Origin of the sequence: Synechococcus sp. W55.2 (assembly GCF_047461635.1) — a bacterium.
In the GTDB taxonomy this organism is placed as follows: domain Bacteria; phylum Cyanobacteriota; class Cyanobacteriia; order Thermostichales; family Thermostichaceae; genus Thermostichus.
In genome coordinates this window covers 57,521-72,679 of the sequence record NZ_JANSHM010000006.1, presented here as the reverse complement: position 1 = coordinate 72,679, position 15,159 = coordinate 57,521, and the positions used below count along the sequence as shown (strand labels likewise).

The following is a 15,159-nucleotide window of genomic DNA, read 5'->3' as shown; positions in this document are numbered from 1 at the left end:
TTTTAAAGGGCGTCGGCTACGGTCGGCGCTATCCTTCCCTGCCCTGAAGGACGGGGCTTGCCGCGCCTTTTGGTCAATACAGCTGCGTCTTGACTCCGCTATGGTGGCGCTATGGTGAATAGAGGGGTGGGAGGATGGGTTGAGAGCGGCGATGGCGACAACAGACGTGACGGTGGTGGTGAAGATCGGCACCTCCAGCCTGACAGATACTCAGACCGGCTTGTTGCGTCTTTCGGTGTTGGGGCCGCTGGTGGAGGTGCTGACCCACCTGCGCAGGCAGGGGTATGCGGTGATCTTGGTCTCCTCTGGGGCGGTGGGGGTGGGCTGTGCTCGCCTTGGCTGGCGGCAACGACCGACGGCTATTGCCGAGAAGCAGGCGGTGGCTGCGGTGGGACAGGGGCGGTTGATCCGCCTTTACGATGACCTCTTCTCGGCTCTGAACCAGCCAATTGCCCAAGTGCTGCTCACCCGCGGCGATCTGGTGGAGCGCAGCCGCTACGTGAACGCCAATCGCACTTTTGCCCAACTGCTGCAGATGGGGGTTATTCCCATCGTCAATGAAAACGACACGGTGGCAGTGGAGGAGCTGAAATTCGGCGATAACGACTCGCTTTCGGCGTTAGTGGCCAGCATGGTGCAGGCCAAGTGGCTTATCCTGCTCACCGATGTGGACAAGCTCTATTCGGCTGACCCCAACCGAGATCCCTCTGCCCAGCCCATTGAGCGGGTGTTGCCCGGGATCCCGCTACAGGTGAAGGCCGAAGCCCAGGGGAAAAGCGGCTGGGGCACCGGCGGCATGGCCACCAAACTGACCGCTGCTCAAATTGCTACAGCTGCAGGGGTAACGGTGGTGATCACCAATGGCAAACGGCCTGAGCAGATCCCGGCAATTCTGGCCGGCGAGGCCATCGGCACCCGCTTTGATCCGGCTCCTCAGCCCGCCAGCGCCCGCAAGCGATGGATTGCCTACGGCCTCATCCCCGAGGGATCTTTGACTTTGGATGAGGGGGCGGTACGAGCGGTGTGCGAGCAAGGGCGCTCGCTGTTGCCGGCAGGGATCACAGCCATTTCTGGGGAGTTTGAGGCGGGGGCTGCCGTGCGCCTGTGCGATCCCAGCGGCCAGGAGGTGGCGCGGGGCCTGGTGAACTACAGCGCCGAGGAGCTGCGGCAGATTAAGGGCAAAAAAACTGCCGAGATTCCCCGCATCCTGGGCTACGAAGGGGTTGATACTGCCGTCCACCGGGATAACTTGGCCTTGCTCAATTGAGGCCATGGGTGAGGCCATGGGGGCGAGTCCAGGCGCGGTGCTCTGCACCACTAGCACGAATGGCTACAACGGCGGGATCCCAACGCCTATTCTTCCAACTGCCAGGGATCCTGAGCCAGCACCTCATCGAAAACCCGCGGGGGGCGCACGGCCATCAGCACCTGGCCCAACAGGGGAGAGGAGGGCGAGTCTTCTATCCACTCCACCGCCAGGGATCCGGCCCGATCCACCAGGAAAAATCCCGCCATCTGAGCTCCCTCCCAAACCCGAGCGGCGCGATCGACCACCAGCAAAACCGGATCCTGTTCTTCACCGGCAGGCACCGGCAAACCCAACAGGGATCCCAAAAGCCGGTTTTCCACCTGAAGGATCACCGGATCCCCGGCCTTTTGAATCACCGGCCAAGCAGGCAAGGCCATCCAAGTCTGCTCCGCCGGGCTGTTGACCCAGCCAAAGGGCCCTTGCGGCTCGCTGGGGGGGATCCCTTCCCAGGCGGCAGTTGCAAGAGGCAGGGATCCGGCCACCGGCAGCAGTCGCGGCAGATCTTCTTCCAAGCGAAACACGGACAGCTTGGGCAAAACGCTGCGTTGGGGGCGGGAGCTGGTGGCAATCGTGGACAAGAGCTGCTCCACCTGTCGGCGGGCTGTATCACTGTGGACATACTGAAACGCTCGACCGATAGCCCGAGTTCGCTCCTGCAGATCGCGGGTTTGCTGGGCCGTTCTCCAGGCCTGATAGGCTACCGCATCGCCGGGGTGATCCGTAAACCCTTCCGGAAGCTGTTGGAGCTGGGCATAATTTTTCACGGCGCGGGCGATCTCATGAGCATCAGCGGCATTCAAATGGCGACTGAAGATAAATTCCGCCACCCGAACCCGATCCTGTGGAGAGAGAATGCGCAACTCGTAGAGGATATCGCTGCCTTTATGGGCAAAATGCCCCAGAACTTCTGGGCTGGCTCCTGCTTTGGCCATCCCTTCGTAAACCTGGGCCGCAACAAGGATCTGGTTTTGGTGAATGGGCTCAAACCCGGTTGCCTCGAAGATGGCCTGGGGAGTCATTTTCTGTCGTTGCAAAGCTTGACAGGCCTTGGCCCAATCCAGCCACCGGCCCTCTTTGCGGCGCAGCCGCTCTACCAACAAGCTGGGATCCTCCTCCACAGCAGCAGGTTCCGGCAGATACTGACTCATGCTTGTTCTCCAACAGGCTGGACAGATCACCACTCCCCTGGTCCACAGCCCAGCAGAGCTGGCCGGGCATCTGGCCAAACTTGATCTTCAAACTTGATCTTAGGGCTGATAGCGGTTCTGGCCGAGTCCGGTCGCGACAGCGGGACGGAGTCCTTGGCGAAACTCTAGATCGCTGGGTCGCACAGCATCACCTGGGAAGGCTGTCCACTCACCGGCAAGCAGTTCAGATCCAATTGCCAAAGCTGAGACAGGTGAGATTTCTCTGCTTTGGGCACCTGCAGCCAAATCTTGCCCCTTTGGCCCACCTGCAACACCTGTGAGCCGTTAGGCACAGCTACTTGGGCCAAGGGATCCCCTTTTTCACTGTACAGCCAGAGGGAAGTGGATTGTTCCCCATCTCGACACAGCAGCAGCACGCCCCAAGGGGCCTTGGCCATCTGGACAGGTTGCCCTTTCAAGAACCAGCGGCGCACCCGCAGCGGATTCACCTGCACCGAGTGGAGATAGGGGCAGCAACCTTGCTGGCCTTCCCTTCCCTCATCTGTTGCCGCAAAGAGCAACCGTTCCCCCAGGCTGATCACCATCCCTTCGGGATCCAAGGGCAGGCGATGGCGAACGGGCTGGGATCCCGTCTGCAGAGACCAACCGGTCGCGACAGTGGGATGGTGTCCCTTGGGATAGGGCAAGAGGCTCATCTCCACCCACTGCTGCCCCACACCTGTCAACAAAACCAGATGCTCCGAGAGGGCCAGCAAGCGGGACAGGGATCCCTGCCAAGGCCAACGAAAATAGCAGCGGGAATCGGGGAAAGGCTGTGTTCCTGTCGACGTGGCCGGCTGCCATTGTACGGCCCCCAACTCTTGGGCGGTGGCCCAGACCAGCTCCTGTCGCTCTGCCAGCCAGGTGGCCTGCCAATCCTCCTCAAAGCTGAGCAAGGTGCGGATGCGGCTGGGGCTGAGGTGCAAAAGGCTGCTTCGGGAGAAGGCCAGGGCTTCCGGGAAGGTGTTCAAGGGCAGCACCGCCCGAATTGGCTCGTCCAGGGAAAAACGGGCCAAAGCAGGGGATCCCAGGGCAAGGTTCTGGAGCTCCAGCCATTCCAGCCTCTGGGGGGTCACCCGCAACAGCAGCGGGGATCTGGAGCCGCTGGGATCCTCGCAGATGCAGAACTTTTGCTCGGCCAGGAACTCCATCCCGCCAGTGTCAACAGAGCCCAGATCCGGCAGATCCCAAACCTGTACCCCAGGGGGCGGCCATCTGGGCAGGCGAGGGCCAACCCAACAACTGGCCGGCTCTTGCCACTCTTGGGCAACCACCGCCAAAGCCGACCGCATTTGGGCAGCAGTGCGGAACCGCCGCAAGGGCAACTTGCGTAGGGCTATCTCCAGCACCTCCCGCAGCGGGGTAGGGATCCCTTCGGGACAGACAAACGGCTGGTTGAGGTGGGCGTGCATCAACTGGACGGGGGATCCGGAAAAAGGCCGCCGGCCTGTCAACAGCTCCAGCAGGATGATCCCCACCGCGTAGAGATCCGAGGCAGGGCTAAACTGACCGTAGAAGCGCTCGGGAGCCATGTAGGCAGGGGATCCGGTGGCGCTGATCTCATCGGGAAGAGGCTGGGAGTGGCGGGCAATGCCAAAGTCTGTCAGCTTCAGTTGCCAGCCCTGGGGCGTGGGCTTGAGCAGGATGTTCTCGGGCTTGACATCGCAGTGGATCACCCCCTGCCGGTGGGCATGATCTAACCCGGCCAAAATCTGATCCACAAAGCCCAAAACCTGCTTGACCGGCAGCCACAGCCCTTGCTCCACCTGGTCGATCAGCTCCCGCAGCGTGCCTCCCTCGCAGTACTCCAACACCAGGTAGCGACCTTCGCGGGCATGTTCGAGGGCGTAGCAGCGGGTAATGTTGGGGTGGTTGAGGGTGAGCAGATGGCGCAGCTCCCGCAGCAGATTTTGGGTGGGAAAGCGCTCCGCCGGCAGCTCCTTCAGGGCCACCAGGTCTCCTCCTTGACGGGGACGGGCACAGAATACACGCCCGTACTGCCCTTGGCCGGCCAAACCCAACATTTGGTAGCTGTCGTGAATCGACTTGAGGGTACGGCTGCGTCGGGACACGGCCCTAGCCCACGAGGAATCAATACCGGCACTTTACATCTTTTTTTGCTCTTTTCGTTCCCGTCTTGGCTCAGGTTCCAGAACAACGAGCCCAGCAGCAGGTCTGCCGAACTCCCACCGGAAAGCCTAAGAGCCGGTCAACTGCTTGAGCAGCTCCGCTGCGTGGGTTTCCACCTTGACCTTGGTGATAACGGCCTCGATCTTCCCCTCCGGATCAATAACAAAAGTGGTGCGGTGAATGCCGTTGTACTCTTTGCCCATGAACTTTTTCGGCCCATAGACCCCGTAAGCCCTGGCCACCTTGGCCCCCTCATCCACCAACAGGGGGAAGGGCAGTTGCAGCTTCTGGGCAAATTTTTGGTGGGAACGGGCATCGTCGGCGCTCACCCCCAAGATGGCGATGCCGTGGGCTTGATAGTCAGCGTAGGCATCCCGAAAGCCGCAGGCTTCTTGGGTGCAGCCGGGGGTGTTGTCCCGCGGGTAAAAATAGAGCACCACCCGCTGTCCCCGCAACTGGCTCAAGCTGATGGGATTGCCCTCGGCATCGGGCAGGGTGAACTCCGGAGCCGGATCCCCAACGGCAAGGGGCATGGGTGGGATCCCTCCTCAGACCGATTTTTTGGGAGAGAGAATCATCGTGATGTTTCGCCCTTCCTTTTGGGGGGGCTGCTGCATTTCCGCCACTTCTTGTAAGTCTTTGAACAAGCGGTGCAGCAATTCTTCCCCCAACTCGGCGTGCTGGGCCTCACGACCGCGGAACATCACCGTGGCTTTCACCTTGTCTCCATCCCCCAAGAACTGTTGGGCGCTGCGCAGGCGCACGTTGTAGTCGTGCTCGCCGATGTTGTAGCGAAACTTCACTTCCTTGATCTCGGCAGTGTGTTGCTTCTTGCGGGCCTCCCGTTCTTTCTTCTCCTTCTCAAACTTGAACTTGCCGTAGTCCATGATGCGGCAGACGGGCGGGTCGGCCTTTTCGCTCACCAAGACCAAGTCCAGATCTTTTTCTTCTGCCAGGCGCAGGGCTTCGCGCGGGCTCATGATCCCCAACTGAGTGCCGTCGGTATCGATAAGGCGGATTTTGGGGAAGCGGATGCGCTCGTTGATAGCCGGCAGCTCTGCGCGCTGCTTGCGGGGGAAGCGGTCAGGTGGACGCTCTACGGTCAAGTTTTCCTCTCTCAACGAAATAACAACACAAGACAAATGCTAAGTAGGACTAGCCCCCTTTGGAGCAGTGCCGAACCCTGAGTTTGGACTCTCCAATCAAAGTCGGCCACTGGCCCGCAGGCCAAGGCAGGCTGCACCTATACTAACCGGCATTTTCCGTCTCTTTCTAGAGCCGTCAAGCGTTGTCAAGGCCTGCTCACTTGGGGATCCTGCCAGGCCGCGGTAGGATACCAAAGTGGCGATCTTGAACAGGATCGAGGGTTGTTTGTCGGCCAGCAGGGAGGGCAGAAGCGGTGCAGCTCGGTTTAACGGAACGGGAACTGACAGAGTTGGCCCAAAAGTCGGTTCAGCTCATCCTCAGCCCGCGGGAAGGGGATAGCGAAGCGCTGATCCAGTACAAGTCTTCGGCAGAATTTCGAGCGGGGGTGCATCTGGCCTGTGCGGCCATGGTGTTGGTCTTGGCAGAGAACAACGAGCGCCTCAGCCAGCAGTTGCAGGCTACTTTACAAAACTTATCTGCAGCCGTCGAGACACCCTCAGAGAAGGCTGCCGGAAGCTAGCCCAAGGATCCGCGAACGGGGGAGGAAAAGCCTTGGCTGAGGTGCGCAGCGAACGAGACTCAATGGGGGAGCGGCAACTACCCCAGTCGGTTTACTACGGCATCCAGACCGCCCGTGCCCTGGAGAACTTCCCCATCAGCGGCCTCAAACCCCTGCCAGAGTATGTGGAGGCCTGCGTGCTGATTAAAAAGGCGGCGGCGGAGGTCAACGGCGAGCTGGGGTGCATTCCGGCAGAGGTGGCCAAGGCGATTGTCCAAGCGGCGGATGAGATCCTCCAGGGATCCCTGCGGGATCAGTTTGTGGTGGATGTGTACCAGGCGGGGGCGGGCACCTCCCACCACATGAACGTCAACGAGGTGCTGGCCAACCGCGCTCTGGAGATCCTGGGGGAGCCCAAGGGCCGCTACGAGCGGGTCAGCCCCAACGACCATGTCAACTACGGCCAGTCCACCAACGATGTCATCCCCACCGCCATTCGTCTGGCTGCCCTGCTGCGGGTGCGACGGGATTTTCTGGGCACGCTGGACAATTTGGTAGCGGCGCTGGAGCAGAAGGCCCAAGAGTTTCGCGGCATCCTCAAGGCCGGTCGCACCCATTTGCAGGATGCGGTGCCAGTGCGGCTGGGGGATAGCTTCGGCGCCTACGCGGCCATCTTTGCCCAACACCGTCGCTGGATTGAGGAGGCCAGCCAGGCCCTGTGCAGCTTGGGGCTGGGGGGAAGCGCCGTCGGCACCGGCCTCAACACTCATCCCCAGTACCGGCAAAAGGTGGTGCAACGGCTGGCAGAGTATACCCAGTTGCCCCTCACCCCTGCTCCCCACCCCATGGCGGCGATGCAGAGCATGGCCCCCTTTGTGCATCTGTCGGGATCCCTGCGCAACCTGGCCCAAGATGGCATCAAGCTGGCCAACGACCTGCGGCTGATGGATTCTGGCCCCAAGACCGGCCTGAAGGAGATCCAACTGCCGCCGGTGCAGCCCGGCTCTTCCATCATGCCTGGCAAGTACAACCCGGTGATAGCCGAGATGTTGAACATGGTCTGTTTCCAGGTGATTGGGCTGGATACCGCCATCACCCTCGCAGCCCAAGCGGGGCAATTTGAGCTCAACGTGATGATGCCCCTGATTGCCTATGACCTCCTGCACAGCCTGCAGATTCTGAACAGCAGCCTGCGGGTCTTTGCCGAGCGCTGTATTCAAGGCATCACCCCCAAACCGGAGCGCTGCCGTAGCTACGCAGAAGGGACGCTGGCTTTGGTGACCGCCCTCAACCCCTACATCGGCTATTTGCAAGCTGCAGAAGTGGCCAAGGCTTCTTTGGAAACCGGCCAGTCCATTCGGCAGATTGTCTTAGAGCGCAACTTGATGACCCCGGAACAGGTGGCCAAGGTGCTGGATCTGGAGGCGATGAGCCAAATGCAGTCCTAACCCATTCGCTACAGTGGAGGCATACTGCTCCTGCCTGGCCATGACCATCGCCCCCTATCGCTGGCCCACCCAGCACGACTTGCCTGATACAGACGACACCCCCTTGGACAACGAGGATCAAGGCCGCCAATACCCCCTCCTCCGGGAACCGCTGCTGCTGCACTGGTCAGATCGGCAAGACTTTTTTGTGGCTTGCAATATGGGCCTTTACTACGCCCTACCCCGGCAGGTCATTGTTCCAGATTTGTTTCTGGTGCTGGGGGTTCCCCGTTGGCGGGATGGCACTGCCCGCAAAAGTTATGTGGTTTGGGATGAAGGGAATATCCTGCCTATTCTCATCTTGGAGATCATCTGCAACGACCAGGGGGAAGAAAAACCCGGACAAGCCAAATTCCAGCTCTACGAAAGGCGGCTGCGGATCCCCTACTACGTCACCTTCGAGCTAGAGACCGATGAGCTGAATGTTTATCAACTCCAGGGCGGACACTATGAGCTGCTCCCCGGCTCAGGCGCTGAAGAACATCCCCCCATTCTGTTGCCCGATTTGGACTTGAGTATCGGTCGGTGGTGGGGATCCTACGAGGGGCGAGAACGCTTTTGGGTGCGCTGGTATGATAGGGCAGGGCAATTGTTGCCTACGGGAGCTGAACTAGAACGGCAGCGGGCTGAATTGGAACGGCAACGGGCAGAATTGGAACGGCAGCGGGCAGAATTGGAACGCTCCCGAGCCGAACGACTGGCCCAGCGGCTACGGGAACTGGGAGAAGACCCTGAATTTTGATCAGCTTTTCCAGGGATCCCCAAAAAAGAAATCTCCACCTACCCCCTACACTGGAATCCTGGCATTCCAGGAGGACATGATGACCAGACAGCGACTCAGTTTGTGGACGAAGCTGGCCTATGGGGTGGGGGATCTGGGCACAGGCATGACGGCCAACATCCTCATCTTTTTCCTGCTGCCCTTTCTCACCAATACCGTTGGCATGTCGGCAGGCCTAGCCGGCAGCATCTACGCCATCACTCGCATTTGGGATGCCATCAACGATCCCATCATCGGCATTCTCAGCGACCGTACCCGCAGTCGTTGGGGCCGTCGCCGTCCCTGGTTGCTGTTTTCCGCCCTCCCCTTCGGCCTCACGTTCCTGGCCCAGTGGTGGATCCCTTTTCCCGGTCGGATTGGCCCCCTGTTTGCCTACTACCTGGCGGTGTCGCTCTTGTTCAATACCTTCTACTCTGCGGCCAATATTCCCTACGCCTCCCTGACAGCGGAGCTGACCCAGGATTACGACGAGCGCACCCAGCTCAACCAATTCCGCTTTGCCTTCTCTGTAGGGGGCAGCATGGTTGCGGTGGTTACCTTTCCGCTCTTGGTCAACCTGCTGCCGGATCGGGCTGCCGGCCATCTGCTGGCCGGAGCCTGTTTTGGAGTGATCTCGGCTGTGCCCTTGCTGATCTGTTTTTGGGGGGTGCGAGAACGGTATCCATTCCAACGGGATCCCATGCCCCTGGTTCAACAACTGCGGGTGGCCTTCAGCAACCGCCCCTACCTGTTTGTCAGCGGCATCTACCTGTGTTCTTGGCTAGCGTTTCAGTTCACAGCCACAATCATCCCTTATTTCATCGTCTTCTGGATGGGCCTGCCGGAGGTGTGGATTTCCTTGGTGGTACTGGCGGTACAGGGGATCGCAGTGCTGACGCTGTTCGGTTGGACCCAACTGAGCACCCATCTGGACAAGCGCACCATGTACCTTATCGGGGCGGGGTTTTGGCTGATCTCGCAGGCGGGCCTGTTTTTCCTCCAGCCCGGCCAGCAAGGGATCATGATTGGGCTGGCTCTGTTGGCCGGCATTGGGGTTTCTGCTACAGCCTATCTCGGCCCTTGGTCGATGTTGCCGGATGTGATCGACCTGGATGAGCTGCAAACCGGGGAGCGGCGGGAGGGGATCTTCTACGGTTTTATGGTGTTCTTACAAAAGGTGGGCCTGGCGCTGGGACTGTTTTTCGTGGGGCAAGCTCTGGATTGGGCCGGCTTCGTGCCTTCGGTGGCCGGAGAGGCCCTGCCCATCCAGCCGGAATCGGCTTTGTTGGCCATTCGCGTTGCCATTGGCCCCTTACCGGCGGTGGCCCTGATCGGCGGGATCCTGCTGGTGTGGTTCTACCCAATCACCCGGCAGCGTCATCAGCAGATCCTGATGGAATTGGAAGAAAGACGGCAACAATACCACCCCAGCACCGAAAGATCTCCTTAGACCGCAAAATAGGCTACGGTTTCTAGCGGCAGAGCAACTGGCGCAATTGCGGGGGTTTTGATCTTCGGCCCAGGCTACTCCTCTCTCAGGGGCCTGCAGGATTACCTCATCAATGGCCTGAAAAAATGGCCTGAAAATCGATCACTCCTTCATCTCGCGCTGGGGGCCGAATGAAGAAAATGCCGAGACCATTGCCTGATCATCACCTTGGCCCGCAGCCTGGGAATGGATGTCACTGCCGAAGGGATCGAAACCCTACAGCGACTGCACCAATGAGGCTGTTAAACTGCGAGTATGGCCAGGGCTATTTCTTCGCCAAACCTCTCTAGGATGCAGAGCAAATGCTGCGGTTGCAACTGGACAAGAGGTGAAGGGATCCCTGCCCTCAGTCTAGGATGATGCGCAGGCCGCTACCCGAGGGAGTCGCCGGTTCAGGGTTGGGCACAATCCGCAGCCCACTGCCGGAGGGCCGGGTCACCGTGTTGTCGATGTTCACAAGGAAGGTGTTGGATTGGCCGTCCCGCTCATACACCACCACGTCGTTGCGGTTGAACTGGGAGCGACAGATGATGGGGGAGTTGTCGGCAGCAGTAGCCGCACTGCAGCGGTAGCCAGGGGCAGAGACGATCTTGCCTTCTTCATCGATGGAAAAAGGAACTGCAGAGGGCAAGATTGGAGAAAAGACCGGCTGGTCGGGATTGAGGATCACCGAGCCACCTGTGCTGGGTTCTACCACGATCCCCCGCCCGTCGATGACGATCCGCTGCGCTTGGGCGGGAGAGACGGCCAGCGGCCCCAAGAGCAAAGCCAGGCTTAGGCCGAGTTGGAGGGGAAACAACAGCTTCATTGGATATCTCCTTTGGCCCAGGGCCATAACAGCTTCCAGGGATCCGCCAACGATCCTTGCAGGGGATGGATCCCTGGCTCAACTTAACTTGATCTTGACTTGATCTTGACTTGATCTTGGCCCAGATGTCGGGCCGAACCCAGGGCGGAAGCCGTCACCTCTGTTGCCAAGATGGGCACTTTGCCGTCGGCTCGACTACCACAGCCCCGAGCGGCCCAACGCCAGCCCGACCACCAACATGCCCAACACCAAAAAGGGCTGCGCGCTGGCTTGGTATTTCACATCGTTGTTCAAAGGATCCCGCAGCAGGTACATATCTTGGAAGGTTATTTGGGGGATGATCAGCAGCACCAAAATGGCCGCGTAACGTTTTAGGCCCGCCCCCAGCAAAAATGAGGCCATGCTGAACTGAAATAGGTCGATCATCAGCGCCGAGATCCAAGCGGCCCCCATTGCCCCAAACATCACCGGCAAAGAGGCCAAGCCAAACTGCCTGTCCCCTTCGATGCTTTTGAAATCGTTGACCACGGCAATCCCCAGCCCGGCCAAGCTGTAGATCAGCGTCAGGATGCAGACCGTCCAGTTCAGCTCGCCGAACAAGGCGTGGCCTGTCCACCAGGGCAGGGCGATGTAGCTGGCACCAAGGGCATAGTTGCCCAGCCAGCCGTTGCGCTTGAGCTTCAGGGGCGGCGCCGAGTAGATGTAGGCAATCAGGGCTCCTGCCAGCGCAATGCAGGTGATCACCGGGAAGTCATGGCCGGTGTACCAGTCCAGGGCATAGGCCAAGCCCAACCCCAAGATCAGCAGCACCCAGATCTGGATAACCACCCGCTGCAGAGAAATAGCGCCGGAGGGAATGGGGCGGTAGGGCTCGTTGATGGCGTCGATCTCGCGGTCGTAGTATTCGTTCACCGTTTGGGTATAGCCCGTCATCAGGGGGCCTGCCAGGATCATGCCCACCAAAATGAGAGCCACATTCTCCCAAGTCCAGGTGAAGTGACCCGAGGAAGCCGCTCCTGGAATCAGGCCCCACACCAAAGGAATCCAGGTAACCGGTTTCATCAGCTGCAGGTGCAACTGCCAAATGGAGCGAGACTCCACCTCTGCCCCTTTCATGCCCAGCAGTTGGCGGACACGCTGCGCATTCGACCCGCCGGTGCCAGGGGATCCCTTGCCGGGATCCGAGTCTGGGGTGGTTTCTTCTGAAGCAGCTCCTTCTGCTATGCTGGGCTCCGCAGCAAAGGCCATCTCAGCCGCCACTTCCGGCAAGGAGGGATCTTGGGGGATCTTTTCGCTCATGGTGAGGTGCGCAATCCAACTGCGATAACGGGGATAACCACCCCCATTCAGAGACATCGTGACATACTCCCGCACTCATGCTGATGCATAGAGTACGAGCTTCTCAGTGACTCCTGTTAAGGACATTTCCTGAGCTTTAAGAACGGGATGCCCCACCGCTCTGTGTTTACCATAGCAAGGGTTTCCGCCTTTCATCCTGACCCTCATGCTGATACATAGAGGGCGTCGCTTCTCGGCGGTCTAGCTGACCGGATTCCTCAAACAAGAGGAGAGGTTGACGTTCTCCCCACGGCTAAAGCCAGAGGATCCGTTCTCAGCCAGCAAAACAACTCCCACTGACTGAGCTACACCGAGCATGTGGCTTATACCGCAGCACCGTGGGGGACGCCAAAGCGCTTCGCGCCGCCAAGGCGAACGCACCAGCTACTGGGATGTGGAAACACCCCAGATACTTCTACTTCACCTTCAGCACTGCACCTTTCTATAAAATGGGTGGAGCGATACTCACATCCTATCAGGAGACGGTAGCTTATCCCTAGGCATAAATGCCGGGGCCTGAGCCGCCGAGTTTTCGGTCAGCTCGCAGTTCCGGGCCATCTACACAATCTGTGCCGTCACGAATAGGTTTTGGTGCTCCGCTGGGATCCGCTCTTTCTCTTGGGCCGGGATCACCAGGGGAGGTTGCCGAGTGTAGTTGACAGGATCCCGAAACCAAGCGCGGCTGTAGGTGTTGTAGAGAAGGGGACGGGGGGCAGGGGAGCGATTGGCCCGACCCAGGTGAATCAGGCGGTAGTCAAACAGGAGGCAGGATCCCTTGGCCAGGGGCGGATCGACAAAGGGCATCTGCTGGGCCAGCTCGGTATAGTGGGCATCGAAGACCGCATGGCTGCCGGGCCAGAGACGGGTCATGCCGTTCTCTTCGTTGACCTCCACCAGAGGAATAAGCAAATTCAGGGCATAGCAAGGAATGATCGCATCCAAGGTCTCGTCGCCAAACAGATGAGACAGATCCCGGTGAACTTGTTGATCGGCGGATCCCGGCAGAGAGACCACCGCCCCCAGCCCGCTCAAGATCAACTCCGGCCCCAAAATCCGCTTCAGGATGGGCAAGATCAGAGGATGGGCATAGATGAGGGGATCGTTGAAGGGGCCCTCCAGGCGAACCGTTACCATCACCCGTCTATTGCCCACTAACAGGGCATCGGCGTGGTTTTCGTGGGTGCAGTAGTGGCTGTAGGTGGCCAGAAAGCTGCTGTGCAACTTGTCGATGAGCTCGGGGGGAAAGATCTCCGGCAACACCAGATAGCCCTCTGTGGAAAACAGTTCAAAAGCCTGCTCTACGGTCTCTGGATCCGGCTGCTGGAGCTCCTGTAAGGACTCCGTCCCGCTGACGCGAACCGCAGGGCTGAAGCGCAACTGGGCCAACATCGGCTAGGTCTCCTGCAAACTGGCCACAGCCATTAACATGCCCCGCGCTTTGTTCAGACATTCTTGATATTCCCGCTCCGGATCCGAGTCGGCTACAATACCTGCCCCGGCCTGCAAGCTCACCTGGCCCTGATGAACCAGCAGAGTGCGGATGGTGATGGCGGTGTTCAGTTGGCCAGAAAAGTCGTAGTAGCCATAGGCGCCGGCATAGGGCCCGCGGCGGCATCCTTCCAGCTCATGGATAATCTGCATAGCGCGGATTTTGGGGGCGCCGGTAACAGTGCCGGCAGGGAAGGTGGCCCGCAGCAGATCCCAGGCGCTGTACTGGGGATCCAGCCGCCCCACCACGTTGCTGACAATGTGCATCACATGGCTGTAGCGCTCGATCTGCATCAGGTCATCCACCTGCACAGATCCCAGTTGGCAGACCCGTCCCAGGTCGTTGCGGGCCAGATCCACCAACATCACATGTTCGGCCCGTTCTTTCGGATCTGCCAACAGCTCTTGCTCCAGCTGCCGGTCTTCCAGAGGGGTGGTGCCGCGGGGGCGGGTGCCGGCAATGGGGCGCACAGTGGCGATGCGGTCTTCTCCCACCCGGCTGAGTTTGACCATCACCTCTGGGCTGGAGCCGATGAGGCAGAGATTCCCAAACTGCAAAAACGCCATATAAGGGGAAGGGTTAATCAGCCGCAACGAGCGGTAGAGGCAAAAGGGATCCCCCGCAAAGGAGATGGTAAACCGCTGCGAGAGCACTACCTGGAAGATATCTCCGGCGCGGATGTAGTCCTTAGCCCGTTCCACCGCTTGGCAGTAGGCCGGGCGGCTCAGGGTGCTGGGAGGGATTTGTTCGCGCCAGCGGGACGGAGTCCTTTCTGGCAGGTGAGGCTTCCAGTTGAGGTGCAGATGGGCCAGAGAAAGAGGAGCGCTGAGCTGCTGCATCAGCTTTTCCACCCGCCGGCAGGCTTGGGCATAGGCTTCCTCAGGAGCGTGGTGACGGGTATCGGCGAAGGCCACCACCCAAATCTTGCGCTTTACCTGGTCAAAGAGCAAAATGCTGTCCACCTGCATCAAAACGGCATCAGGGGGATCCCCCGGCTGCAGGGGGTGGATGGGCACCTTGGGTTCGACCCAGCGAATCAGCTCGTAGCCCCAGTAGCCAAACAGGCCGCCGATGCTGCTGGGCAATTCCGGCAAATGCACCGGCTCATAGGGCTGCAAGCAGCGGGCCAAGATGGCAAAGGGATCCCCTTGGTGGTGCTCCTGTCGGCCATCGCGGTAGCGCTGTAGGGCTTGATCTCCCCGTATTTCCAATACCCACAGGGGGTCGCAGCCCAGGAAGCTGTAGCGGGCTACATGCTCCCCCCCCTCCACCGACTCCAGGAGAAAGTTGTAGGGCTGGCCAGCACAAACCCGATACCAGGCAGAAACCGGCGTTTCCAAATCCGCCACCCATTCCTGGTACACCGGGATAAAGTTGCCCTGCTTGGTGAGGGCAAGAAACTCCTTCAAGGGAGGGTAAATCATGGCCTGCAACTTTTGTGCTTTTCCTGACTCTACCCCAGACACGGGATCCCAAGGGCGTGTGAATCCCTCTGGATTGCCCGGTTGCAACAGCGC

The 15,159-nt window shown here is 59.7% G+C and carries 13 protein-coding genes; 5 read left to right on the top strand and 8 right to left on the bottom strand.

The genetic code is table 11. The features are described 5' to 3' along the window. Window positions 1–151 precede the first annotated feature (151 nt). Window positions 152–1,267, top strand: coding sequence for a glutamate 5-kinase (proB, locus tag NW828_RS02770; RefSeq protein ID WP_041436197.1), 1,116 nt, complete (start codon window positions 152–154; stop codon window positions 1,265–1,267). An 86-nt stretch (window positions 1,268–1,353) separates the two neighbouring features. Here proB and raf1 read toward each other — a convergent pair whose 3' ends face one another. From raf1 to infC, 4 genes are all read right to left on the bottom strand, one after another. Beyond that, window positions 1,354–2,457, bottom strand: a complete 1,104-nt coding sequence (gene raf1, locus NW828_RS02765) for a RuBisCO accumulation factor 1 (RefSeq protein ID WP_414343401.1) — start codon at window positions 2,455–2,457, stop codon at window positions 1,354–1,356. A gap of 164 nt (window positions 2,458–2,621) precedes the next feature. Beyond that, window positions 2,622–4,568, bottom strand: a complete 1,947-nt coding sequence (locus tag NW828_RS02760; RefSeq protein WP_414381279.1) for a serine/threonine-protein kinase — start codon at window positions 4,566–4,568, stop codon at window positions 2,622–2,624. Between the two features lie 126 nt (window positions 4,569–4,694). Beyond that, complete coding sequence (gene bcp, locus NW828_RS02755) at window positions 4,695–5,159, bottom strand: thioredoxin-dependent thiol peroxidase (protein ID WP_011432174.1); 465 nt, start codon at window positions 5,157–5,159, stop codon at window positions 4,695–4,697. Window positions 5,160–5,174: 15 nt separating this feature from the next. Continuing rightward, window positions 5,175–5,732: a translation initiation factor IF-3 gene (gene infC / locus NW828_RS02750; protein WP_011432175.1), complete on the bottom strand. Its 558-nt coding sequence runs from the start codon at window positions 5,730–5,732 to the stop codon at window positions 5,175–5,177. A 293-nt stretch (window positions 5,733–6,025) separates the two neighbouring features. Here infC and NW828_RS02745 point away from each other — a divergent pair, with 293 nt between their 5' ends. The 4 genes from NW828_RS02745 (at window position 6,026) to NW828_RS02730 (ending at window position 9,968) form a co-directional block, all read left to right on the top strand. Further along, on the top strand, window positions 6,026–6,292 hold the full coding sequence (locus NW828_RS02745; protein ID WP_414332053.1) for a hypothetical protein: 267 nt from the start codon (window positions 6,026–6,028) through the stop codon (window positions 6,290–6,292). A gap of 41 nt (window positions 6,293–6,333) precedes the next feature. Then, window positions 6,334–7,719, top strand: coding sequence for an aspartate ammonia-lyase (locus NW828_RS02740; RefSeq protein WP_414381287.1), 1,386 nt, complete (start codon window positions 6,334–6,336; stop codon window positions 7,717–7,719). Window positions 7,720–7,759: 40 nt separating this feature from the next. Then, window positions 7,760–8,500 carry a Uma2 family endonuclease gene (locus NW828_RS02735; protein WP_414381277.1) on the top strand — a complete coding sequence of 247 codons (741 nt, stop codon included), beginning with the start codon at window positions 7,760–7,762 and terminating at the stop codon, window positions 8,498–8,500. Between the two features lie 79 nt (window positions 8,501–8,579). Further along, window positions 8,580–9,968, top strand: coding sequence for an MFS transporter (locus tag NW828_RS02730; protein WP_414381274.1), 1,389 nt, complete (start codon window positions 8,580–8,582; stop codon window positions 9,966–9,968). A gap of 385 nt (window positions 9,969–10,353) precedes the next feature. Here the strand turns inward: NW828_RS02730 and NW828_RS02725 are convergent, their stop codons facing one another. The 4 genes from NW828_RS02725 to trpE form a co-directional block, all read right to left on the bottom strand. Beyond that, complete coding sequence (locus NW828_RS02725) at window positions 10,354–10,815, bottom strand: hypothetical protein (RefSeq protein WP_414343398.1); 462 nt, start codon at window positions 10,813–10,815, stop codon at window positions 10,354–10,356. A gap of 195 nt (window positions 10,816–11,010) precedes the next feature. Beyond that, window positions 11,011–12,171 (bottom strand): chlorophyll synthase ChlG, encoded by a 1,161-nt coding sequence (gene chlG / locus NW828_RS02720; RefSeq protein WP_414381272.1) that lies wholly within the window; start codon window positions 12,169–12,171, stop codon window positions 11,011–11,013. 540 nt (window positions 12,172–12,711) lie between these two features. After that, window positions 12,712–13,542, bottom strand: coding sequence for a phytanoyl-CoA dioxygenase family protein (locus NW828_RS02715; protein WP_414381269.1), 831 nt, complete (start codon window positions 13,540–13,542; stop codon window positions 12,712–12,714). A gap of 3 nt (window positions 13,543–13,545) precedes the next feature. Continuing rightward, window positions 13,546–15,066, bottom strand: a complete 1,521-nt coding sequence (trpE, locus tag NW828_RS02710) for an anthranilate synthase component I (RefSeq protein WP_414381267.1) — start codon at window positions 15,064–15,066, stop codon at window positions 13,546–13,548. Between the last annotated feature and the right edge of the window lie 93 nt (window positions 15,067–15,159).